Below are 22,647 nucleotides of genomic sequence, written 5' to 3'. Positions count from 1 at the left end.
AATTTGATTGGTATTGCACTCGAGAAATAATGCTTCAGGGGCTACATGTATCAGTTTATTGAATGCTGAAAAGCAGAGTGTTGAAAAAAATGCACGGGAGAGTCTTGATGTATGACTGAGTTTTAATAATCAGTTCTTTGTCGATTGATTTATAATGCTGGATAAGAAGGGAAAAAAAAAGAGCGCTTCTAGCGCTCTTTTTCTGTTTTCCCGTTAACGGGAAAAGCTTAAGCTTTCTCTACGTTGGCAGCTTGAAGGCCTTTCTGACCCTGCTCAACGTCAAAGGTCACAGCTTGACCTTCAGCGAGAGTTTTGAAGCCGTCACCAGTGATGGCACGGAAGTGAACGAATACGTCTGGACCACCGTTGTCCTGAGCGATAAAGCCAAAGCCTTTCTCTTCACTGAACCACTTTACCGTTCCGGTCGATTTAGACATGCAATGTCTCCTGAATATTTCTATAAAAATGCGTTATACACGCGTTAAGCCAATGTGTAGTCACATCTTCATATTTCTATTTAAGAGTAAAGCAATCAAAGCAGCATAACTTAAACTAAGAAGTGGTGTGACGATCTGGAAGTACTCAAAAAGCGATACGATTTTTCGTTCTTCTCAATAATGGCCAATAGGAACTCTAATAGCTGTCCGAAGGGATGTCAAAGATTTTATCGAGTTTGTTTGAAACTAAATGTAGGACAAATTATGAACAGAGCGTTGTCATAAAAGTGGAGTATTGTTGATGAAATTAATTTATTGATTTATATGATATTTATTCATTTAATATGATCGTTTTTTTACTTCTTGATGGGTAATAATAAGTCATTGGATATGGGGAAAAAGTGGTTGGCAGAATGAATCAGGGAAGACGCAGTGAGCGGTTCTACACCATAAACCTCTGTATCGGTGCCAAAATCCTTCTGAACCCTCTGTAGCAGCAGGTCAAAATCACCATCACCAGAAACGAGGGTAACCACATCAACCTGAGGTGCCCAACTCATCACGTCCAGGGTTATACCAACATCCCAATCGCCTTTCGAAGTGCCATCACTGCGCTGAATATAAGGTTTCAATTTAACGTCAAAGCCAATAGCTCTGAGAATCGTTTGAAACTGCTGTTGTTTCGGGTCCCCTCGGTCAATGGCATAGGCAATGGCTTTGGTCACCTTTCTACCGGCCGTCACTTGAGCCCAGAATGCGTTGTAATCAAAATGGCTACCATAGGCCTGTCGGGTGGTGTAATAGATGTTTTGTACATCAACAAACAGCGCAACACGCTTCTCAGCCATATTTCTTTCTCTCCCTGCTTTTTATTCCGGCTTCTCCCGTCTCTCTTATAAAAAGAACAGCTGATGATGCTCTTTGGGCAAGATACAGCAAGCCACCAATGGAAATGATTGAGACGACAATCATGAAAATGACCGACAGATTACCCTGTGTCGGGTTTTCGAGTAAAGCGATCAAATCCCTTGCCTGCATACCTGCCCACAGGGCAAACAGCGTTCTGGGCAGCATGCCAATAAAGCCAGCCAGCAGAAAGGTATGCAGGCGGATGCCTATAGCAGGCAGAACAAGATTCATCAGTGAGAAAGGCAGAATAGGGGATATACGGGTCAGAATGACCAGTGGCCACTGATGTTGATGGCTCAGTTCGTTAAGAATCCGATGAATTCTGGATTCAGAGGGTAATGTGCTCATCAGCTTCCCATGATCCAGCGTTTTCCCGACCATATAACCGATGCCAGAGGCAATCGGATATGAAATGACTATATAGAAAAAAGCGCTCCACCCCAGAAAATAGCCACTAATGAGAGCAATCAATGTTGATGGTGTCAGAGCCAGGGCCATAGTCAGGGCGCTAATGGCAAAGAGCCAGACCCAATGGCTGGTGGATAGAGAGTTAAGGGTATCTTGCCAGGTGATAGCCAGTGTAGTGACAAGCGTGCTCCCAAAGATAGAGGTAATACTGAGCAGCCCCATCAGTGAGAGTATTTGACGATTCTTGCGTAAGAACGGGTTACGCAAAAAAGAGTTACGAAAAAATGGGCTATTCACAGGAAACGACTGGTCGCTGCACATAAAACGAACAATCGTAATGGCATTCGTGGGAGTGAGGCAATAATACTTAGGATCTGTTGACATAAGGTTCCAAGCTCAGTGGTTCGTAAAGCCGCTTTCCACGAGGCGAACGGGTGCAAGTGTAGTGATTCTACATCAAACCGGTTCAACGAAGCTGGAAGGCGGCTTTACGAACCACCCGTAGGGCTCAAGCCAGAATGCTTCTGCCGTCGTTGCAAGAACTTGAAAGACATGGGTATTCCTGCGTTCTTGCGCCTGGTCAGAAGCATTCTGGCTTGAGCTGAGAAAGAAACCTTATGTCAACAGACCCTAATGTTCTCAGCGAGAACCTGACCGTTTATTGAGTTTTCGCTGAAGTGTTCTGCGGTGCATGCCCAGGCTACGGGCTGCTGCAGATATATTGCCATTGTGCTCAAGAAGTACTTTCTGCAGATACTCCCACTCCAGCTGATAAACCGGCATCCTTTGTTCGGGAATGGATGGGCACAACTCACGCTCCGATGGGTGCTCAGGTGAAGTTTGTTTCTGTTTCATGCTAAGGGCTGCGAGTATTTGTAAGGTGTCTACCGGTTTACAGAGATAGTCTTTGGCCCCCAGTCTGATGGCACTGACGGCTGTAGCAATGCTGGCATAGCCTGTTAGTACAATAATCTCAATTTTTGGATTAACGTCACGCAATAATGGAATAAGTCTGAGGCCACTCTCACTGCCAATTTTCAAATCAACAACAGCATGGTCTGGCCTGTGCTGTTGTTGCAGGCTTGTAGCCTTAAAGCTGGTATCAGCTGTGATTGGAGTGAAACCCCGCTTTCTGAATGAGGTTGCGAGAGTGTGTAGAAAGGTCAGGTCATCATCGACAATCAAAATGACAGGCTGCCCGGAGGTTGCCTTGATACTCATTGCAGTACGTTATTCCTGATTTATTTTCGAGACTGTTGGAAAAGCTTCTTACTGGTAATGGGGAGCTGTATTTCGGTCAGGCTGCCCTGCTCCTGCTGACTGCAGATATGAACCTGACCTCCCAGCCGCTCAATACTGGCCTGACTGAGCAGTAGCCCGATCCCGAGACCATCTTCTTTCAGGCTGAATCTATCGGATATAGCGTTAAAGCATGCTTCTCTGCTGCTGTCAGGGTGTTTTTCCATACGTTGGGCTGCATGTGCTTCAGGGAATCCCATGCCTTTATCTCGAATCTGTATAGTTAAACTTTGGTTATTCTGTTTTACTTCGAGTGAAACTTGGCCCGGGCTGGCATCTTCTGCATTATCGAGCAGAGCGGAAATGGCCTGGTAAAGTGTCAGGTCACAGGAGAGGTACACAGAGAGTGGCCATTGAGAAGTATCATAATGAAGTTCTGACTCTGGCCTGATCAGCTGCCATTGTTGAATGACCCGACAAAGAAAGTCTCGGATTTCAATACTTTCAATACCGTTGTACTGGCTTTCAGTCACTAATTGTTGCAGTCTTTTTTTGCACTCATCAACCTGACATCTAAGAAGTTTCAGGTTGTCTCTCAGGGTGGGATCTTTATATTCATCCTGAAGATCACCCAGAATGATGGCCATGGTTGCTAAAGGGGTTCCAAGTTCATGGGCTGCACCTGCAGCTTGAATGGCAATAGCAAGAATGTTTTCATTCCGGAGTTGGAGCTCCCTGGCAGTAGCGATATCTTTCTGCTGTTTTCTCAGAGCAGATGCCATTAATTCGACAAAGTAATTAATAAGTAGTGCACTTAATACAAATGTTATCCACATGCCTGATAAATGAATATTTATTACTTGTTGGTGTAACAGTGATTGTTCAGGGGCTGAGTCAAGCCCAGCTGGTAAATACCATTTCATAAGGAGTGTATAAAACAGTACTGCACTGCAAGTGAGGCTCCAGCTGAACAGTCTGGGCAGCAGTGCTGAACCAATGGAAATGGTTACCAGATAGACAGAGACTAGTGGGTTTGTATAACCACCACTAAAGAAAAGCAGCGTGGTCTGGCTTAAGAGATCCAGTAATAGCTGAAGGAAAAACTCGCGATCACCGACTGCTGTTTTATTGATTAGCAGCCGAAAAGCAGTACTGCTGATAAGGATAGTATTGAACAATAAAACAAGATATAGGCCGGTTAGTGGGAACTGAAACCTGGAACTGGTCAGAAGAAAAACAATACCTTCAAAGGAAATCAGGATTCCACGAAGCCAACATAAGCGCTTAAGGTTTCCGGCCCCGGTGGATAAATTCAGCGCCGTCTTTTGGGTCATGGCGTTTCATTGCTGTCTTTTAGGTCTCTTAGACCAATAAGAATGGTTTTTTATCCGTGCGCTCTTATTTATTTTTCACAAAGACGGCCTGATCAGTTGATCGTGTAATGAATAATGAACGATACAGTGATCGGTTTTAAGACGGCCACTGGGGGAGGAAAAGGAAGCGCCCGACTGACAGCCTGAAGGCTGCTGGTTTTGAAACGCTTATCCCCTGACAGTATCTCTGCTGTTGCCAGAGTGCCATCAGGATGAATCATGGCTTTAATTTTTACATCCCCTTCAAGTCCGCGACGGAGTGCCTGTCGAGGGTAGCGTTTTTGTTGATTGATACGCTGTATCAGATCCGACTGCCAACCTTTCATTAGATTGCTATCCATACTCTCAGCAGGAATTTCAGTATGCCTGTCGGTACCTTCAGTACTGTTGTCCATTGCCACGGGTTCAGACGGCTCATCAGGTAGAGGCAGGCGCTTTTCTGTTGTTTCCGTAACACCTGCATCTTTTAGTGGGGGTATTTTCGTCTCTTCTTTTTCAAGCGTTGGAGAAGAAACAGTTTTATTGAAACTTGTGGACTTCGAAATAATCGGTTCTACAAGATTTTGTGTTGACTCAGAGGGCTCTGATGGTTCGGATATCTTATCGATTTGCTGTTTTGCTTCCTCACTTTCAATAAGAGTGGATGCTGGAGGTACTACGATAGCCTGTTTAGCCAGAGTCAATTTGAGTTGCGAAGTGCCCTGATTGTTATTTATCAATGCATGCTCTGTGCGGTTGGGTGCAAAAGCAAGCATGAAGTGCAGAGTCACTGAACACAGCAAGGCAATAACAATATTTTTTGTTGTGTAGTGGCTCATTGGAATGAATAGTCGGTCACTGGAAAACTCACAGAATTATGTGGCTTCTTGGTCGCTCAAGGTAAGGGGGGAATACTACTCATTTCTGATGTGTTCAGGTAAGGGGTAATCCTGAAAAGATTTCTTTTATTAATGAAACCCAGAAGGGGGGCATCTTCTGGGCAGGGATGAGCGAGTAATTTAACGGACTCTACCCCATGCCTGATTCCAGGCTAATCCGGTAGCAGGTTCATAATAAGAAGGTGCCTGGTTACACCAGCCACTTTCGGGAAACGGTTTGCATTGATAGACGTTATTATCACTGGCAAGTACTTTTGTCCCTGCTGAGTAGCTGCCTATACCCTCTGGATAGACGTAATCGTAGTTGGCAGGAGGAAGTGGTACATCTTTATCAATGACAGACGTGGAAAAAGTGTAATCGGTACTTTTTGCGAATACTGAGTTTTTGAAGATATTCACCTCGTCGTACATATAGTGATTCATCTCGTCATGCCAGAACCCAATTTGGACTGTCTTTCCATGAAGATCATTTACTTTACGGGCTAGTTCTGCACTCCAGAGCGTAAAATCAACATTTTTTTCAGTGATCTTGATCGTTTCATTGACCACATCCTGTCCCCATTCGTTCCTCAAGCGAAAGTTTGCTTTGTCGCCTGGCTCAGCAGGGTTGGTTGTGAAGGTAAGGTAACGTCCCAGTTTGACCAGATCTGGTTGTGGATCCGGGTCTGGGTCCGGACCCGGGTCCGTGCCTCCATCATCTGAGAATCGAATGTCAGAACAGTTATAAAACCCCTCTCCAGCAGGATCTTTGCGTTGCCAGCGTGTGTAGAGTACCGCACTGCCAGTCCTTCCTTCTGGAATGGTATATTCCATCTCATAGAATCCATTAATTACCTGCTTTTCGCCATGTTCAGCGATCAGTTCCAGGTCACCCCAGGTCAGTGCCTGAGTTGCAGAATTGAATCTGGGTTTACTGAGATAGATCTGAAAGAAATGGTTTGGGTGCGGGGCAGTGACATGAATTTTAAGGGTGTGTTTACCCGGCTTTATCGGTGTTTTTTGCCAGTTTTTATCGGGTATATCCATCCCTGCTTTTTTCTTGTCGCCAGCAGCGCAGAGTGTGCCATCTTTAATGACAGTCTCAACGGCTGCCTGGTTGTTGTAATCAGGAACCAGCGCGGAGAACTCATTTTTCTGAGTAAATGGGTAATCACCTGATTGGTCATAAGCCTGCTGACAGGCTTCGTTGGGTATAGAGTCTGTCCAGTAACCCCCATCCTCATAACAATATATCTGTCGTGCTTTCGGCACTGCTATCCAGCCATGGGCAAGGACACTACCGGTGAACGATAGTGATAAAGCAGCCAGTAATGTTTTTCTATAAGGAGTATCGGTGAAATACATCATCATTATTACTGCTCTTGTTGATGTTTCAGGGGATAGGAGATTTTGTATGCCAAAGAGGGGCAGTTTTACTTACCAAGTAAAGTAGTAAATGAGGGTGCCAGTACTTTTGTTTATTAACGCTAGAATTTTTGTTTCAGGAGAGGGGTTTTTCTTATTGGAGTGTTTTTGAGGGAGTCTGGAGAAAACAGTAAACTTAATTTTTGTTCCATAGCATTGACCCTATAAAAAAGACCTGCGGTGCAAGAAAAGCATAGCAGGTCTTTTGGTAAGAGAGTCGGTATCTCTTGATCAGGCTGTCATAAAAATAATGATGCCTGGCAGAATAAAGAAGGCAATGAACAGGTAGGCAAAAGCGTACATTCTATTCTTCACGGCCAGATCAGACAATTTGTCAGCCATAAACAGCGGGATCTCTCTCAGCCACTTGATGCCATAAATCAGAACCACGGCACAGAAGTTGAAGAAGAAGTGAACCATGGCAATGGTCAGTGCTGGTAGTGCTGCAGGACCGGTGATGGCTGTCGCAGCCAGCAGGGCTGTAATGGTTGTACCGATATTGGCGCCCAGGGTGAAAGGGTACATCTGTCGTACAGTGAACAGACCATTAGCCACCATCGGGACCATCAGGCTGGTGGTGGTTGATGAAGACTGAACCATAACCGTCATGGTCATACCGGATAGAATACCGCTGATTGGACCACGGCCAATGGATTTGTGCAGTGCATCCTTGGCTTTACCCACCATGACTTTCTTGAGCAACTTGCCCAGACGAACCACAGAGAAAAAGATCAGGACAATACCGATAGCAATCATGGCAATACCAGACAGTGTGCTGTCAGGCAGTACGGATACAAATCCTTTGATAATATCCTCAGCCGGTGATGTTAATGGCTCGATAAAGTTCATACCTTTCATGGATACGTTCTGACCACCTACCAGCATGCCTGCTACCGATGCAGAAAGCTTACTCAGGAAACCAGTGAACAGTTCAAGCGGTAGAAGAATCAATACAGCCAGCCAGTTAAAGAAGTCATGTACGGTAGATGCGGCAAAAGCCTGCTTGAATTCTTTATGACAGCGAATATGGCCAAGACTTACGATGGTGTTGGTAATAGTTGTACCAATGTTAGCACCCATGATCATGGGGATCGCCATGTGTACCGGAAGACCGCCAGCTACCAGACCAACAATGACCGAGGTAACAGTGCTGGAAGATTGTACGAGCGCTGTTGCAAGTGTACCTGCCAGCAGAGCCATGATGGCATTATTGGCAAAGCTGAACAGCTGTGCTGCAGCTTCACTGCCGCCAACAGCCATTTTGAAGCCGGAGCCGATGACACTAACAGCTACCAGCAGAGCGTAGATCCACAGAACCACACGTAACCAGATACGACCGTAATGGCGCGTGGTCATGGTTTTGAAGTCAGTGCTCTGTGAAGAAGCAGATGTCATTTCAGACATAAAGAGTGCACCCTGGTGCTTATAAAGTTGATGATAAAAATATCGAGTCTTTATGACAGTTTTATGACAGTTTCTTCACAAAACTGACATATGCGGTGTTTCCCTAGGAAAGTCGCATAATGATGTGGCTGATACTGGGCTGAGGAAGCGTTGTCGTACACGGTTAATCTCTTCTTGTATGAGGCTGCAGGGCAGTGATTACATGAAACCTGGCAACCGCTAAGTGGGCTATATTTAGGAGTAGGGGTGTTTTTTTAGCATATTTATGATCTTTAAAACTCCTGATTTCTAGGGACTTTCTATTTGATAAGGATGTTCAAATTGAAAACGGTAATGCTTTTCCTGCTTGCGCTGTTTGTTTATCAGAAATGGGATCTCATTAATAACTATTTTAATCCACCGCCTGATTTCTCTGTTCAACACGGTGGCAAAGTGATCCTGTATTCTGCTGAGTGGTGCGGCTACTGCAAGGAAACCCGCAAGTTACTTGAACATCAAAATATTCCTTTTTATGAGTATGATATTGAGAAGTCTGCTGAAGGCTTTAAACAATTTAAAAGACTGAAAGGGAAGGGCGTTCCGCTAGTGTTTATTGGTGGCGAAGTGGTCAGGGGGTACGACCCATCACAAATTCTCAGGCTGGCAAATGAGCACTAAGTTCTCTTGAGTTAATCTATTTAATCAGCCAAAAGCAGGCAAGCCTCCTTATATCAATAAGAAGGCTTGCCGATTGTTGGGAAATATTTACTGTAAAAGCTCATCAAAGAGCTGCACTTTCACCAGATCACCGGCTTGTTTATCACCATCCTCTTCGGCCAGCACGATATAGCAGTCAGAATGACTCATTGTACTGAGGACTCCAGAACCCTGATGACCCGTGGACATGACCTGAAGTTCACCGGATTCACTGTAAACCAGCCTTCCTCTCTGAAAATCCCTGCGCCCTGGACGCTTCTTGAGCTGGGTTTGCGTGGACAGTGTGAGTTCAACTTTTTCTACCGGCTGCTGGTTCATCATATGGCGCAATGCTGGAGCCGCCAGCTTCTGGAAGGTGACGGTAGCCGATACTGGATTACCGGGCAGACCAAAGAAAACACTGTTTGGAAGTTGTCCAAAAGCAAAAGGCTTGCCCGGCTTGATGGCCAGTTTCCAGAAACCGGTTTCTCCCAGTTCATCAAGAATGTCTTTGGTGTAATCTGCATCACCAACAGAGACACCACCGGAACTGATCACTGCATCAGCCTCTTGATCGGCTTTCAGGAACGCCTTTCTTAATGCCTCTTTATCGTCAGGAATCTTGCCAAGGTCGATGATTTCGACGTCCAGTTTTTTAAGCATGGCTTTGATAACAAAGCGATTGCTGTCGTAAATGTCGCCCTGTCCCAGTGGCTCACCTGGAAGTTTCAGTTCATCTCCGGTAGAAAATACGGCTACTTTGGCTTTTTGATAGACGGTGACATTGGCAATACCCAGCGAGGCCAGCAGTCCGATATCCTGAGGGCGGACTTTCCGGCCCGGTGTGAACACCTGAGAGCCTTCCGGAATATCTTCTCCTGCTTTTCGGATATTGTTGCCGATCTTCTCTGGTTTCTGGAGAAAATGAATACCCTGATCTGTGGTCTCAGTCTGCTCCTGCATAATAACCACATCGGCACCTTTGGGAATGCTGGCACCCGTCATGATACGGATGCAGTGTCCGGCGGGAATCTCTCCGGAAAAAGGGTGCCCTGCCAGAGACTGTCCTGCCAAAGGTAAGGTGTCATGGTTCTGCAAATCCTTCAGAATCAGGGCATAACCATCCATGGCAGAATTGTCATGAGAAGGCACATTGATAGGCGATACGATATGCTCTGCTAATACTCTGCCAAGGCTCTCTTCCAGGGAAACGGTCTCTATTGCAGATACTGGTTTTACACCGTCGATCAGGGTTGCCAGTGCTGCTTCCAGCCTCATTAATCCATCAGTTGCACAGCAGTCACTCATGCTTGGCCTCGTTCATATCTATGGCAGAAGTTCTCAATAAAACCGGCAATGTGTTCGGGGCGGTTGATATCCAGTTCTGCCAGATGATCAGGAAGATTGATGCCGGGATTGCCATCCCAGGCTATGGCAATGATATGGGGGTCATCAGTAAACAGGAAGGGCTTTTCATAATCACTGCGATGAAGCTCGATTTTAGGTATGGGCGCCTCTCGAAAACCTTCCACCATAATTAAATCCAGCTGATTCTGGTTGAGCAGCTGCAGTTGCTCCTGCAGTTGTTTTTCGTATCCATCTGGGTACTCGGTATAGCAAATAGAGCGACCTGGCATGCTCAACACCAGCTGGCTGGCACCGGCATGTCGTAAACGATAGCTGTCTTTTCCGGGAGGGTCTGGCTCTATCGTATGATGAGAGGCTTTGACCATGCCGGTTCGAAGCCCCTTGCTACCTAACAGTGGCAGTAGTTTTTCAATAAGCGTTGTTTTACCGGTGCCGCTGAAGGCTGCTATGCCCAGAACGGGAATGTTGGCAATAATCTTTGGGGCAGTCATAGAAGGTGTCTTTTGTAGCCTGCAACTAGGGGGTGTTAGCAACTGGCCATTCAACCAGTTGGTCATACAATCACTCAGACAAGGCGAACGGCGCAGGACATGGTGGTTCCCTGTTCAAGGCGTTCAACACTGCATGAGTGCTTGTATGACTAACCCGAAGGGCCACCCATTACTTGCACCATACAGCGTTGCTCACTGCTCATGTGGAACAACCACACTACGCAGCTCGCGCCTTGTCTGGCGCAAATAATGGGTGGCTGGTTGTATGTCCAGTTGCTAACCCCCCCCTAGATGTTAACAGGAACCATGGATAGCATGTTGCTCATCGTGTGCTTAATTAATCTGGATCACTTTTGCTATCCGTACAAAAAAGATCCAGACTGCATGCAAGGTGTACCGTATTCGTCGCTTACGGCTTTCATGGAACAAAAGGGTCAGGAGAATAGCAGATTTACTTAATAATCCAATAAAACAATAGTGCCTGATGTCATGGTTTTTCGAGAAATAAGCAGGTAGGATTCACTTGACTGTTGTAAAACGATCTCAGCAGTCCCTTAAGCAGTATGACTTCTACTATTTTAACAGCCCCGAAAGGCTGTTTAACGTTGTGATTAACTGAATCAACAAGCGAGCGCCGAGCTTCGGTACCTAAAGGGGGATTGCCCCTACGGACTGGAAGCCGCAGTCAGAGAATGCATAACTGGCTGCCAGGGCTGTAGAAGAAATTCTGCTGCCTCCCGCGATTGGAAAGGTGTTCTATGCAACCATTGCAGGATCTTCAGGGACGGAAATTCCCTTACTTGCGGCTGTCAGTCACAGACCTGTGCAACTTTCGTTGCAACTACTGTTTGCCTGACGGCTGCCTTGACCATCACCACAGTGAAGCATTAACCGTTGACGAAATACGTCGTCTGGTAACTGCTTTCGCCTCCGTCGGTGTGGAAAAAATTCGCCTGACCGGTGGGGAGCCTACCTTGCGTCAGGATTTTTCCGACATTGTCAGAACCATCAAGCAAATTCCCGGTATAAAGAAGCTGGCCATGACCACCAATGGCTACAAAATGGATCAGCGGGTTACGGATTGGCTGGATGCGGGTATTGATGCCATCAATGTCAGTGTGGACAGTCTTGACCCGCGAGCCTTTGAGCTGATTACCGGTCATAACCGGCTTCGGGAAATTTTATCCGGCATTCAAAACGCCTTTGATCATGGTCTGCCATCCATCAAAGTGAATGCGGTGGCTATGAAAGGCATTAATGATGACGAGCTGGATGCCTTTCTTGACTGGATCCGGGACTATCCCGTTTCTATTCGTTTTATCGAGCTGATGCAAACCGGGAACAATCAGGATTTTTTCCAGAAGTATCATTTCCCGGGAAAAAAGATACAGGAACTGCTGCTGGAACGTGGTTGGGTGAGAAAAATGCGCCTGGCCGATGCTGGACCTGCCCAGGAGTATTGCCACAGTGATTACGAAGGCACTGTTGGGTTGATCATGCCTTACAGTAAGGATTTCTGTAACGACTGTAATCGACTGAGGGTTACCAGTCTGGGGCAGCTCCAGCTATGCCTGTTTGCTGAGTCGGGCATTGATCTACGAGATCTTCTGCAGAGTGATGAACAGCAGGAAGCGCTGGTGGCTCGAATTCGTGATTCTCTCAGGCTGAAAGAAGACAGTCATTTCCTTGAACAGGGCTGGACCGGAGGTACTCAAAACCTGTCTCAGATGGGAGGTTAGTTCATTCAGTGGCTAGCTTTCCTTATTGTTGGTTTTGAGTATTTTAGTGATGGCATTCATTTCATCAATGAGATTGACCCCAATGACTTTTTTGGGGTTCTTTGAATCGATATTCAGGGTTGCCGTTGCTGTTTCCTCTTGATGTTCCAGTTTGAGCAGGTAATCTCCTGTTGGTGTGCAGATTTGGCTGTGACCACAGTAATGGCCAGAAATTGTCTCGGTACTCTCGGATCCCAGCCGATTGCACGTCGCAATATAAACGTCATTTTCAATCGCTCTAGCCCTTGCCATGTGAAGACTCTGTTGCCCTCCAAAGTTGGCTGGATGCAGAATAACGTCGACACCCATCTTTACATACTCCCGCATGATTTCAGGGAACCAGAGATCAAAGCAGATCGCTATACCAAACCGTATACCCATATGTTCAAAGACGACGGGTTTATTTCCCCGTGAGAAGTACTGACGGTCAATATTGGTTTGGCTGATTTTTCGGTAACAGGCTTTTAGGCCGTTTTTATCAACAGCGACTGCAGTGTTGAAATATTGGTTACCTTTCTTCTCTGGCAGTCCGGCAACAATCAGAGTGTCAAATTGGCAGGCAAGTGATTGAAGTTTAGCTATCGTCTTACTACCTGCAGTTTCTCTCGCTAGATCATGCAGCTCAGTAGCATTCTTAAAAAGATAGCCAGAAGTAAACAACTCAGGTAATAGAACAATATGTCCAGGGGTTTGGCATGAGGTTAACAGTGACTCTACAGTATCAAGATTAGCTTGAGGCTTTTTATAGGTTACTTCCATCTGGACAAGAGTCAGTCGCATAATACTGTTTTACCATTGTTTATTGACAGTTGATGGGTTGTTCAAATGAATAACCTTTGACCTCACTGATGCGAATCAGCCCATCATATTGCTCAGCAAAACCGTCGACCTTTTCATCCAGAATGTGTCCGCGAAACTTCAGGTACATTGTCTGGTAGGGTGTTTTGAAATTTCTTTTATAAAAGTCCTGCATTGCCTGTCCAGCCCAGTCAAAACTGACCCAGTAAGACTCATCGCTACCGCATGGGGTAAAGCTGTGGGCTTCATGCCCCCAAGTGTATTTGCCCTCAAAGATCGAATCAAAGTCTGTAGCATTAACAGTAGGAGAGAGCAAAATAAACAGGGCTATGAAATAACATTTCATGACTGTATTCCAAGTGATACAACTTACGTGGAGCCTGTCGGACTTTTTCTCACTACGATCAGTTCAGTCCGAGAGGTTCCTAGACTATCACTGTGTCCAAGAAAGCCAACCAAGCACCTCTGTTTAAATACGGGCTTTGCATGGAGTTCCTGGATTGCAAATGTGCGGGCTGGAAGTTCATGTTAAAGATCATAACTATAGTTTTATTTTTTTGATTTATATCAATGCGTATCGCTTTGTTATCTAGTAAAAAGCATTTACTGGTTAGTGGAAAATTACTATAAGTTTACGTTTTTCATTGATACCTGCAGCTACCCGCTGCGCATGCCGTAACTTCTTTGTCAGGCAATCACCCCTGTCGTCAAAGGCCTTCCGATCCCACACCCCGGATCAGCGGTAACAGGCACAATCCCTTTTTCTCGATTTCAGTATATGGAACTGGTTCCGTATTACTTGTTGCAATGGAGTGATGTATGCAACGGGAACAGTGGGCCTCACGCACCGGGTTTATTCTCGCCGCTGTAGGCTCTGCAATTGGTCTTGGTAATATCTGGCGTTTCCCCTACATGACTTATGAAAATGGCGGGGGCGCTTTCCTTATTCCTTATTTTTTCGCCATGCTGACGGCTGGTATTCCATTTATGATTCTGGAGTTCGGCCTGGGGCAGAAACTGCGTAGCTCTGCCCCAAGAGCATTCGCCAAACTGCACAGTAAAATGGAATATCTGGGGTGGTTTCAGGTATTGGTGGCGGCGATTATTGCCTGCTACTACGTAGCGGTTATTGGCTGGAGTATCTCTTATCTTGGTTTCTCCTTTACCCAGAGCTGGGGAGTGGATGCCAATGCATTTTTCTTTGGTGAATACCTGAAGCTGAGAGGTGATAACAGTCCTTCTGCACTGGGTTCTCTGCAGTGGCACATTGTCGCACCTATTTTGCTGGCCTGGGCGGTAAGCTTCTACGCCACCTTTACTGGTGTTCGTACCGGTATTGAACGACTTGGCAAAATTATGATGCCTTTGTTGTTTATTATGGTGGTTGTCCTGACGCTTCGGGTTTTAATGCTTCCCGGTGCTGCCGATGGTGTTAACTGGATGTTTAAGCCTGACTTTTCAGCGTTGTTGAATCCAAAGGTGTGGTCAGCTGCTTATGGTCAGATCTTTTTCACACTGAGTGTTGGCTTTGCGATCATGATCGCTTATTCCAGTTATCTGCCTGAAAAGTCCGATATCAATAATAATGCAATCATGACCGTCTTCATTAATTGCGGCTTCTCCATGATGGCCGGTGTCATGATTTTCGCCGTATTGGGCTACATGGCAGCTCAACAGGGAGTGCCCCTGACTGAAGTGGTCAGTTCAGGTGTTGGTCTTGCGTTTGTAACTATTCCGACGGCCATTAATTTGTTGCCTATGCCCTGGTTGTTAGGGCCAATGTTCTTTATTGCTTTGGTTGTGGCTGGCCTGAGTTCTCATATTTCCATTATGGAAGCCGTTGTTTCTTCTGCTATCGATAAAATGGGCTGGACCCGTCGTAAAGCTGCAGCGGTTATCTGTGGGGCTGGTGCTTTGATTTCCATGGCTTATGCGACCAATGGCGGCCTGCTGCTTCTGGATATTGTTGACTATTACATTAATAACATTGCGCTTTTAGGTAGCTGCCTGATTGAACTCTTCCTGATGGCATGGGTTTTCAAGAAGCTTCCTGAACTTCGCAGTCATGTAAACAGTATTTCGGAAATTGCTGTGGGTTACTGGTGGGAATTCTGCATCCGTTACCTTTGCGTTGGTCTGTTGCTGGTCATCGTGGGTAATAACCTGGTGACCGCAGCTACTGAGAACTATGGCGGTTATGCCTCTGCTGATCAGATGCTGTTTGGTTGGGGGATGGTGGCTGCCATGGTCATTGCTGGTTTTCTGATTTCAACCCGTCGTCCTTTTCCAATGCCCCTGGAGGCCTGATATGACATTTACAGCAATTGCCATGATTACTTTTGGCTTTGGGGTTACCTGGGGTGGGGCTGCTCTCTGTATTCGTAAGGCGATGAATAGTAAGGCTATGGATAAATAAGTACCTTTCATCCTCCCGAGCGTTGATTTGAAAAGCCAGTGCTTGGGGGGCGTTTTCCGCCTGAAAGTGACTCGGGTGGTTTGCAAGCTGAGTTCTGACTCTTTTTTTCTTCTTTTAGCCATTGCCTGATTGTATTAGCAGGTACCCTGAAAACCTGATTCCAGTCATAGGGTTGTCTTGTCCTGGGGTTAAAAAGTGGTGCTTTTTTTCTGTTAAGTCTTCTGGCCATCTTAGCCAGCCATTTATAACTGAATATATATTCATGCCCTGTATCGCTACAAAGTACTACCGCATCTTTTGGGCTTGATTCTTGTTTCAGTGTGCAGAAACGATCGACTTCAGATTCAGGTTGATACCTTGGTAACTCTATCCTCAGAGGAACGACTCCTGCCTGGAAACTGTTGTGCACGGGAGGATGCTTGAGTTGTTCGGCGTTGTTTATTTGCTGACTGGGCATGACAGTACAATTAGTTGGAGCAGGTTGTGGCCTGAGGTTTAGCTCTGATGTGAGATTTAATGTGGGTTTTTCAGTATGTTCAGGTTTTGTTGCCTTTGACTCTGATGAGTTCAGCTTGAAAGGTTCTCTCTTTTTCGTTTTATCTTGCTTGTTGGAGCTGCAGCGATCAGGGAAAAAGTACTCTCGAATTTCTTCTATCTCTTCATGGTCATCAGCGGGGGTATTGAAATAAGTATACGGGTCAGAGTATTTCCATACGCCATCAAATACTTGACGTATGTTTTTTGGCTTACCATTAAAAGCTGTATCTATCATCGACAGAGGCACGGCACAGGCTAATGCCCCCCAGAAATAAGGAGAGATGAAAACAGGGAGGGCTAATGCGGTAACAGCTCCGCCACCAGCAATGCCTGCTGCAAGCTTTGGTATTAATGCATTTTCCGAGAATGTTTTAGAGAGGCTTATGGCATAGTCATAAATAGGCCTGAGGTTGAATTTGTTTTCAACACTGGTTTTAAATAGATTACTGACTACGATACCTGTGCCATAGATGGCTCCCAGCAGTGCACCGACTAATGCTGTTGATGCGGCAACGACTTTATAGCCAAGAAAAAAACCTATCCTTGCTGTTTGGTGGATGAAAAGTAAAGGTTGTTTAATAACCTCAACAGGAGCACTGATAATAGGGTGGCTTTGTCGAAAGTTGTGAATAATACTTGTCTCTGAGTTATTCACATTCATAGAGGTGAAGCCTTAATTATGTGTTGTCAGAAAAAATGTGCAGAGTGTCTATTTAAAATTGCGATCTAAAAAAACAAAGCATGTATTGTTTGAAATCAGTATTTTTCAGATCAGTTATTACGGCTTTTCAGTGTTTTTATGTGCTTAGGAAGATTTATTTAATCCGTAAAGTTATAGGGGTCTGACTATTTTCCTGACCGAAGGTTCAGAAAAAAGTAAGTTCTCTTAAAGTATTTTTATAATTTCATTTTTGTTGTTGGTTTCAGACTTATGAAAACGGTATTAATCAGTGGTTTTGAACCTTTTGGTGGTATGCCGTTGAATCCGGCTTTAGAAGCAATAAGAGTTCTTACTGGTACTGAATTGCCGGATTTAGGTGTTATTAAAACGGTGACAGTTCCTGTTGTCCATAGAACATCCATCGCTACAGTGATTTCTGCAATCGATGATAATGAGCCTGATGCTGTGATTATGGTCGGTCTGGCTCCAGGGCGTATTGGTATTATGCCTGAACGTATTGCTATCAATATGGATGACTTTCGTCTTGTGGATAACGAGGGTAACCAAATTATTGATCAACCGGTTGTAGATGGAGGCCCTGCTGCATATTTCAGTACTCTGCCTGTTAAAGCAATGGTTCAGGAAATGCGTCGGGCGGGGATTCCTGCTGCCGTTTCTAATAGTGCTGGTACTTTTGTATGTAATCATCTCTTCTATGGTGTTATGCATGAGTTGCGAGATAGTCACATTCGTGCCGGGTTTATCCATGTGCCTTTGCTACCAGGGCAGGCAATAAAGGCTGATGAGCCTTCCATGTCACTTGAGCGCATTATCAAAGGCATATCCATTTGTGCGGAGACAGTACTTTCTGTTCAGAAGGATATTTTTGTATCAGGTGGTGAAATTGCTTGATCAGAACCTAGGTGCGCGCTAATACACTGATCTAAAAAGAAAAGTTTCGGGTTGAAGTTCTCCTTGCCTGGCAGGCGTTCTGTCATTTTCTTCTTTTGTGAACTTGTACCAGTTATCACAGTCTCAGCCACAGCAGAGGTTCTTAACGAAACCTCTGCTGTGGCTGAGACTGTTTTATTCATGGAGGTGGGTTAATCAAAATGATCAGCTCATTCACAGTCGATACAAAACGTGTGGCACTGACGGCCATTGCTGTTCTGTTTTTCATGATGGGGGTTTTGACCTCATTGAATGACGTACTTATTCCTCATCTAAAAAACGTTTTTCAGCTCAGCTATTTTGAGGCTTTACTGATTCAGGTCGTCTGGTTTTTTGCATACCTAATCAATAGCTATCCCTGCGGTCAGGTGGTTCGGCGAACCTCATACCGAGTGGGAATGATTTCAGGTTATCTGGTTTCAGCACTAGGGTGTCTGCTGTTTTTTGGCGCCTGGTATTTGGACAGTTATTACTTCTTTCTGGTAGCACTATTTGTAGTGGCTTCTGGTGTTAGTTTTCTACAAGTGGTGTCCAGTCCCTATGGGGCCGCTTTGGGCAGCCCATCCACTGAGCACCAACGTTTGGTATTTCTCCATGCCTTTTTTGCCCTTGGCACCACGGTTGCTCCGATTGTGGCAGGACCAGAAATTTTAAATGCTTCAAGAGCGACAGGCTTGATGGGTCTTAGTCTACTTTCTTTGACACAGCAGGGGGCTATGACATTACTTCTACCTTATGGTTTTCTGGGGGGAACACTAATGCTGCTGGCTTTGGTAAACAGTGTATTGCCAATGCCTGATCTGCTTGCTCAGGATCGTCAGGATAAGGAGTCATGCGAAGACAGTGCCTGGAATTATCCCCATACCATTTTGGGGGCAGTTGCGATCTTTTTTTATGTTGGTACAGAGGTGTTGCTGGGGAGCTTTATTATCAATTACGCCCTGCTTGAACAGGTTGATCTGCCTTATAGCGTGCTTTCACTTTTTGTCTCTCTATACTGGGGAGGAATGCTGATTGGCAGGCTTCTGGGACCTTGGTTAATGAATTATGCCAGAGCGGATTATCTGCTGATTATCTCTGGCATTGGAGCCTGCGGTTTGCTGATCGGTGGGATGATTAGCAGTGGTTTGATTGCAGTGCTGTTGGTGGCGTTGGTTGGCTTGTTTAATTCCATCATGTTTCCTGTTATTTATGGTCTTTCCATGAAAGGTTTATCCCCCATTGTGGCAACACAGGCTTCCGCTATTGTGACCACTTCAATCGTTGGTGGCGCAATCATTCCACTAGTTGGAGGTGTTGCTGCTGACCATTGGGGGATTAAGGCTGCGTTCTGCCTTTCTGTCTTTTGTTATCTCATTATTTCTGCTTATGGGTTCTTTTCCTGGCGTAAGCAGGTATTGGGTGAGGGTTCATAGCTAACCTACAGTCTGGCTGTTACTATGCCTCATAATAAATAAGTAACCCTATTGGGTTGGAGTCTTATGAATCGAATTCCCCTGACTATTTTCTTGCCTGAAGCCAGCCGAATCGCTGCTGGTTGCATGGGGTTGGGTGGCAACTGGGATAATAGCCCGCTTTCACAAGACCATATTTTGCAGGCGCATCAGTTTGTGGATAGTGCTCTGGAGAGCGGCTTAAATTTCTTTGACCATGCAGATATCTATACCCGTGGTAAGGCAGAGCAGGTATTTGGACAAGTACTGGCTGATCGGCCTGGTCTGAGAGAAAGCATATTCCTGCAAAGCAAGTGTGGTATTCGTTTTGCTGAAGGGCAGATTCCTAATCGCTACGACTTCTCCCGGGAGTGGATTCTTTTCAGTATTGAGAATAGTCTTGCCCGATTGAAGACGGATTACCTTGATCTGCTTCTGCTTCATCGCCCTGATCCCCTGATGCAGCCAGAAGAGATTGCTGAAGCTTTTCATCAATTGCAGAAATCAGGGAAAGTCAGGCATTTTGGTGTATCTAATATGAGTGGGCATCAGATTAAATACCTACAATCCTTTCTTGAGCAGCCCATTGTTGTGAATCAGCTCCAGATGAGCCTGACTCACCTGGACTGGTTGGATGAAGGGGTGCTGGTTAACCATCCTGAAGGCCAGTCGGTTGGTTTTACACCGGGCACTGTAGAATATTGTCGCAGCCATAATATTCAGTTGCAGGCTTGGGGTTGTCTGAGCAAGGGTGTCTTTACCGGGAAGGATGTCAGAGATGAACCGGAATTCATACAGGCAACAGCCCGACTGGTTGATCAATTTGCCAGGGAGCTGGGCGCTTCCAGAGAGGCGGTTGTACTGGCTTGGCTGATGCGACACCCTGCGGGCATTCAGCCAGTTATTGGCACCACAAACGTCCAGCGTATTCGGGCCTGCCATCAGGTTGAAAACATCGAATTGAGCCGGGAGCAATGGTATCAGTTGTATGTCAGTGCCAGAGGTCGTATGCTTCCCTGATTAGACGTGATCAAGGTCGAATCCGGAGGGAAATATCTCATTATGTGATAATTCCCTAGGCGTGGATGTATAAAAACGGTATTCACTGTCTAAAAAACACGCTAAACTAGCTGACCTTTTTCTACCCTGTGCGTAGCCTTTCTTGGCCGCAAGGGTTTTGTTGGGAAGTCCTGGCGCTTCGTTTCCTGCATTTAATCCGGCTGAAAGTTGAACTACATACTCTGTTGAGTGCTCAGTCGATGGAAGATCGATAGATCTTATTATCCTCTATCAATGCAGGCCAAGCTTGTTATCAAGCCTCTCCAAACGCAGTCGTGGACCTCACAGGCGATTCGGTAATGTCTTTCTGTTGTTGTATCAGACAGAACTTGCCGGATAGCAGCACCAGGAAGTCCATGGCCTGCAAATCCTCCGAATGCTATCAGTAAGGCATCGGTAAAGTGCACCGCCATTCCATTTCTGTTTGCTCCGAGCGTCGCCAGCACCAAGCAGCCATGAGCCGGTTTACCGGACCATCAAATGCCGTCTGATCTGAACCTGACAGCGTTTGAGATCAAGATGGCGGCATTTTTATGGTAAAGAATTGAATTTATGGAGTATCAAATTGACTGATACCAACAACGCGATGACTTTTGCGGACCTTCCTCTGTCTGAGGCTGTACTTAAGGCTGTGCAGGATGTGGGCTATGAGAGCCCATCCCCGATTCAGGCTCAAAGTATCCCTCACCTGCTGGAAGGGCGTGATCTGCTTGGACTGGCCCAGACCGGTACTGGTAAAACCGCCGCATTTGCACTGCCACTTCTGTCAGGTATTGACCTGAAGCAGCGTGATCCTCAGGTTCTGGTATTGACGCCAACCCGTGAGCTGGCTATTCAGGTTGCTGAAGCATTTCAGCGTTATGCACGCCATATGAAAGGCTTCCATGTACTGCCGGTATACGGTGGTCAGGATATGCGTGGTCAGTTACGCAGCCTTCAGCGTGGAGCCCACGTAATTGTGGGTACACCGGGTCGTGTTATGGACCACCTGCGTCGTGAAAGCCTGAAGCTGGATGGCTTGAAAACTGTTGTTCTGGATGAAGCGGATGAAATGCTTCGCATGGGCTTCGTAGACGATATCGAGTGGATTATGGAGCAGACGCCTGCAGATCGTCAGGTGGCTCTGTTCTCGGCAACCATGCCATACCAGATTCGTAAGATTGCGGATAACCACCTTAAAAATCCGGCAATGGTTGAGATTAAAGCCAAGACGGCAACCGTTGATACCATCACTCAAAAAGTCTGTATGGTTAGCGGTTTTCACAAGCTGGATGCACTTACCCGTATTCTTGAAGTCGAGCCGTTCGATGCCATGATCATTTTCGTGCGCACCAAAACTGCAACGGTTGAGCTGGCTGAAAAGCTCGAAGCCCGTGGCTTTGCTGCTGCGGCACTCAATGGTGATATGAGTCAGGCGCTGCGTGAGAAAGTGGTTGATCGCTTAAAGAAAGGTTCTCTGGATATTCTGATTGCTACGGACGTAGCAGCCAGGGGGCTGGATGTTGAGCGGATGAGCCACGTAGTGAACTACGATATCCCTTACGATACTGAAGCGTATGTTCACCGTATTGGCCGTACTGGCCGTGCGGGTCGTCAAGGTACTGCTATTTTGTTTGCCACTCACAGAGAGCGCAGAATGCTACGCGCCATCGAAAGTGCTACACGACAGCGTATTGATACCATGCGTTTGCCTTCCATGAGCGATGTGCGGGATATCCGTATTCGTCAGTTTAAGGAGGAAGTGGGCAAAGTATTGGAGATGGGTGAAGAACTGGATGTGTTCCGTGAGCTGGTGGCCGAGCTTGAGCAGGAAAATGCTCTGAGCTATGAAGACATGGCGGCGGCACTGTGCTTTATGGCACAGAAAGAGCGCCCGTTCCCGGATGCTAAAGAGCCAGAACAGCCTCGTCGTGAAGGGCGTGAGCGTGGAGAGAGAGGCGATCGTCCTGATCGTGGAGAGCGTCGTGGGCGTGATGGTGAGCGACGTGGCGACCGGGGCCGTGAGCGCAACAATGATGGGATGGTTCGTTATCGTGTAGAACTGGGTCGTGATCAGGGAATTAACCCTGGTGATCTGGTTGGTGCTATTGCCAATGAAGGCAAAATCTCTGGACAGAGTATTGGTCACATTCGCTTATTTGATAGCTGTTCGTCAGTCTATCTGCCAGAAGGGATGGATAAGGCCGTCATTGAGGCTTTAAAAGGCGCTAAGATTCGTAACCGTCCAATGGAACTAAAGCTGTGGACAGGTGAGGAGCCTCAAGGAGAGCGCCGTGGTCGTCGTGATGGTGCTGGTCGCCGTGATGGCGGTCGCCCTCAAGGTGGCCGTCGTGATGGTGGTCGTGGTGAAGGCAGCCGTGGCGGTGACCGTCGTCCACGTCGTGATAATAGCGGGAATCGCTAATTTTTTATGCTGGTGACTGTAAAG

At 46.3% G+C, this 22,647-nt stretch carries 21 protein-coding genes and 1 riboswitch; of the genes, 8 read left to right on the top strand and 13 right to left on the bottom strand.

Translation table 11 applies throughout. The features are described from left to right. Positions 1–227 precede the first annotated feature (227 nt). From GV64_RS21420 to GV64_RS21385, 8 genes are all read right to left on the bottom strand, one after another. Entirely contained in the window at positions 228–437 is a 210-nt protein-coding gene (locus GV64_RS21420; protein ID WP_020582305.1) for a cold-shock protein, read from the bottom strand. Between the two features lie 356 nt (positions 438–793). Continuing rightward, entirely contained in the window at positions 794–1,285 is a 492-nt protein-coding gene (locus tag GV64_RS21415) for a LabA-like NYN domain-containing protein (RefSeq protein ID WP_020582304.1), read from the bottom strand. Beyond that, complete coding sequence (locus GV64_RS21410; RefSeq protein WP_081622100.1) at positions 1,278–2,138, bottom strand: TVP38/TMEM64 family protein; 861 nt, start codon at positions 2,136–2,138, stop codon at positions 1,278–1,280. The genes GV64_RS21415 and GV64_RS21410 overlap by 8 nt, the downstream gene beginning before the upstream one ends. 255 nt (positions 2,139–2,393) lie before the next feature. Beyond that, a complete protein-coding gene (locus tag GV64_RS21405; RefSeq protein ID WP_020582302.1) occupies positions 2,394–2,975 on the bottom strand; it encodes a response regulator transcription factor in 582 nt (193 codons plus the stop codon). A gap of 20 nt (positions 2,976–2,995) precedes the next feature. Further along, positions 2,996–4,327: a sensor histidine kinase gene (locus GV64_RS21400; RefSeq protein WP_034844443.1), complete on the bottom strand. Its 1,332-nt coding sequence runs from the start codon at positions 4,325–4,327 to the stop codon at positions 2,996–2,998. Between the two features lie 92 nt (positions 4,328–4,419). After that, the gene (locus GV64_RS21395; protein ID WP_020582300.1) at positions 4,420–5,184 is read right to left on the bottom strand and encodes an energy transducer TonB; all 765 of its coding nucleotides are present in this window, start codon (positions 5,182–5,184) and stop codon (positions 4,420–4,422) included. A 180-nt stretch (positions 5,185–5,364) separates the two neighbouring features. After that, positions 5,365–6,594: a lytic polysaccharide monooxygenase gene (locus GV64_RS21390; protein WP_020582299.1), complete on the bottom strand. Its 1,230-nt coding sequence runs from the start codon at positions 6,592–6,594 to the stop codon at positions 5,365–5,367. Between the two features lie 285 nt (positions 6,595–6,879). Next, positions 6,880–8,052, bottom strand: coding sequence for a Na/Pi symporter (locus GV64_RS21385; protein ID WP_020582298.1), 1,173 nt, complete (start codon positions 8,050–8,052; stop codon positions 6,880–6,882). 321 nt (positions 8,053–8,373) lie between these two features. Between GV64_RS21385 and GV64_RS21380 the strand changes: the two genes are divergently transcribed. After that, positions 8,374–8,709: a glutaredoxin family protein gene (locus GV64_RS21380; protein ID WP_026258221.1), complete on the top strand. Its 336-nt coding sequence runs from the start codon at positions 8,374–8,376 to the stop codon at positions 8,707–8,709. Positions 8,710–8,796: 87 nt separating this feature from the next. Here GV64_RS21380 and moeA read toward each other — a convergent pair whose 3' ends face one another. Both moeA and mobB read right to left on the bottom strand, forming a co-directional pair. Next, entirely contained in the window at positions 8,797–10,035 is a 1,239-nt protein-coding gene (gene moeA, locus GV64_RS21375; RefSeq protein WP_020582296.1) for a molybdopterin molybdotransferase MoeA, read from the bottom strand. Next, positions 10,032–10,586 (bottom strand): molybdopterin-guanine dinucleotide biosynthesis protein B, encoded by a 555-nt coding sequence (gene mobB, locus GV64_RS21370; RefSeq protein WP_020582295.1) that lies wholly within the window; start codon positions 10,584–10,586, stop codon positions 10,032–10,034. The genes moeA and mobB overlap by 4 nt, the downstream gene beginning before the upstream one ends. Before the next feature lie 620 nt (positions 10,587–11,206). Continuing rightward, positions 11,207–11,356, top strand: a riboswitch (molybdenum cofactor riboswitch). Here mobB and moaA point away from each other — a divergent pair. Then, a complete protein-coding gene (gene moaA, locus GV64_RS21365; protein ID WP_020582294.1) occupies positions 11,345–12,325 on the top strand; it encodes a GTP 3',8-cyclase MoaA in 981 nt (326 codons plus the stop codon). Its footprint overlaps the riboswitch before it by 12 nt. Positions 12,326–12,337: 12 nt before the next feature. On the opposite strand, the gene GV64_RS21360 is transcribed toward moaA, so the two are convergent. Further along, positions 12,338–13,144 (bottom strand): carbon-nitrogen hydrolase family protein, encoded by an 807-nt coding sequence (locus GV64_RS21360; protein ID WP_020582293.1) that lies wholly within the window; start codon positions 13,142–13,144, stop codon positions 12,338–12,340. Between the two features lie 19 nt (positions 13,145–13,163). Next, positions 13,164–13,508, bottom strand: coding sequence for a hypothetical protein (locus GV64_RS21355; protein WP_020582292.1), 345 nt, complete (start codon positions 13,506–13,508; stop codon positions 13,164–13,166). Between the two features lie 473 nt (positions 13,509–13,981). Between GV64_RS21355 and GV64_RS21350 the strand changes: the two genes are divergently transcribed. Together GV64_RS21350 and GV64_RS24905 are read left to right on the top strand one after the other, a co-directional pair. Beyond that, positions 13,982–15,469, top strand: a complete 1,488-nt coding sequence (locus GV64_RS21350) for a sodium-dependent transporter (protein ID WP_020582291.1) — start codon at positions 13,982–13,984, stop codon at positions 15,467–15,469. A gap of 1 nt (position 15,470) precedes the next feature. Beyond that, the gene (locus GV64_RS24905; RefSeq protein ID WP_020582290.1) at positions 15,471–15,578 is read left to right on the top strand and encodes a MetS family NSS transporter small subunit; all 108 of its coding nucleotides are present in this window, start codon (positions 15,471–15,473) and stop codon (positions 15,576–15,578) included. A gap of 7 nt (positions 15,579–15,585) precedes the next feature. On the opposite strand, the gene GV64_RS21345 is transcribed toward GV64_RS24905, so the two are convergent. Continuing rightward, the gene (locus tag GV64_RS21345; RefSeq protein WP_020582289.1) at positions 15,586–16,776 is read right to left on the bottom strand and encodes a hypothetical protein; all 1,191 of its coding nucleotides are present in this window, start codon (positions 16,774–16,776) and stop codon (positions 15,586–15,588) included. A 270-nt stretch (positions 16,777–17,046) separates the two neighbouring features. Between GV64_RS21345 and pcp the strand changes: the two genes are divergently transcribed. The 4 genes from pcp (at position 17,047) to GV64_RS21325 (ending at position 22,623) form a co-directional block, all read left to right on the top strand. Then, positions 17,047–17,688, top strand: coding sequence for a pyroglutamyl-peptidase I (gene pcp / locus GV64_RS21340; RefSeq protein ID WP_020582288.1), 642 nt, complete (start codon positions 17,047–17,049; stop codon positions 17,686–17,688). Between the two features lie 200 nt (positions 17,689–17,888). Beyond that, positions 17,889–19,142, top strand: a complete 1,254-nt coding sequence (locus GV64_RS21335; RefSeq protein ID WP_020582287.1) for a sugar MFS transporter — start codon at positions 17,889–17,891, stop codon at positions 19,140–19,142. A gap of 66 nt (positions 19,143–19,208) precedes the next feature. Beyond that, complete coding sequence (locus tag GV64_RS21330; RefSeq protein ID WP_020582286.1) at positions 19,209–20,180, top strand: aldo/keto reductase; 972 nt, start codon at positions 19,209–19,211, stop codon at positions 20,178–20,180. Positions 20,181–20,805: 625 nt separating this feature from the next. Further along, positions 20,806–22,623, top strand: coding sequence for a DEAD/DEAH box helicase (locus GV64_RS21325; protein WP_020582285.1), 1,818 nt, complete (start codon positions 20,806–20,808; stop codon positions 22,621–22,623). Positions 22,624–22,647: the final 24 nt, after the last annotated feature.

This window comes from Endozoicomonas elysicola (assembly GCF_000710775.1).
Classification (GTDB): Bacteria; Pseudomonadota; Gammaproteobacteria; order Pseudomonadales; family Endozoicomonadaceae; genus Endozoicomonas; species Endozoicomonas elysicola.
Note: the sequence above shows the minus strand (reverse complement) of the source record. Positions and strands in the feature narration are given on the sequence as shown.

Coding starts and splice junctions, on each gene's coding strand:
- GV64_RS21335 (WP_020582287.1), top strand. CDS start 17,889: ATGATCAGCTCATTCACAGTCGATACAAAACGTGTGGCACTGACGGCC.
- GV64_RS21350 (WP_020582291.1), top strand. CDS start 13,982: ATGCAACGGGAACAGTGGGCCTCACGCACCGGGTTTATTCTCGCCGCT.
- mobB (WP_020582295.1), bottom strand. CDS start 10,586: ATGACTGCCCCAAAGATTATTGCCAACATTCCCGTTCTGGGCATAGCA.
- moaA (WP_020582294.1), top strand. CDS start 11,345: ATGCAACCATTGCAGGATCTTCAGGGACGGAAATTCCCTTACTTGCGG.
- GV64_RS21355 (WP_020582292.1), bottom strand. CDS start 13,508: ATGAAATGTTATTTCATAGCCCTGTTTATTTTGCTCTCTCCTACTGTT.
- GV64_RS21395 (WP_020582300.1), bottom strand. CDS start 5,184: ATGAGCCACTACACAACAAAAAATATTGTTATTGCCTTGCTGTGTTCA.
- GV64_RS21345 (WP_020582289.1), bottom strand. CDS start 16,776: ATGAATGTGAATAACTCAGAGACAAGTATTATTCACAACTTTCGACAA.
- GV64_RS21410 (WP_081622100.1), bottom strand. CDS start 2,138: ATGTCAACAGATCCTAAGTATTATTGCCTCACTCCCACGAATGCCATT.
- GV64_RS21330 (WP_020582286.1), top strand. CDS start 19,209: ATGAATCGAATTCCCCTGACTATTTTCTTGCCTGAAGCCAGCCGAATC.
- GV64_RS24905 (WP_020582290.1), top strand. CDS start 15,471: ATGACATTTACAGCAATTGCCATGATTACTTTTGGCTTTGGGGTTACC.
- GV64_RS21325 (WP_020582285.1), top strand. CDS start 20,806: ATGACTTTTGCGGACCTTCCTCTGTCTGAGGCTGTACTTAAGGCTGTG.
- GV64_RS21405 (WP_020582302.1), bottom strand. CDS start 2,975: ATGAGTATCAAGGCAACCTCCGGGCAGCCTGTCATTTTGATTGTCGAT.
- GV64_RS21400 (WP_034844443.1), bottom strand. CDS start 4,327: ATGACCCAAAAGACGGCGCTGAATTTATCCACCGGGGCCGGAAACCTT.
- GV64_RS21360 (WP_020582293.1), bottom strand. CDS start 13,144: ATGCGACTGACTCTTGTCCAGATGGAAGTAACCTATAAAAAGCCTCAA.
- GV64_RS21385 (WP_020582298.1), bottom strand. CDS start 8,052: ATGTCTGAAATGACATCTGCTTCTTCACAGAGCACTGACTTCAAAACC.
- pcp (WP_020582288.1), top strand. CDS start 17,047: ATGAAAACGGTATTAATCAGTGGTTTTGAACCTTTTGGTGGTATGCCG.
- GV64_RS21420 (WP_020582305.1), bottom strand. CDS start 437: ATGTCTAAATCGACCGGAACGGTAAAGTGGTTCAGTGAAGAGAAAGGC.
- GV64_RS21390 (WP_020582299.1), bottom strand. CDS start 6,594: ATGATGATGTATTTCACCGATACTCCTTATAGAAAAACATTACTGGCT.
- moeA (WP_020582296.1), bottom strand. CDS start 10,035: ATGAGTGACTGCTGTGCAACTGATGGATTAATGAGGCTGGAAGCAGCA.
- GV64_RS21415 (WP_020582304.1), bottom strand. CDS start 1,285: ATGGCTGAGAAGCGTGTTGCGCTGTTTGTTGATGTACAAAACATCTAT.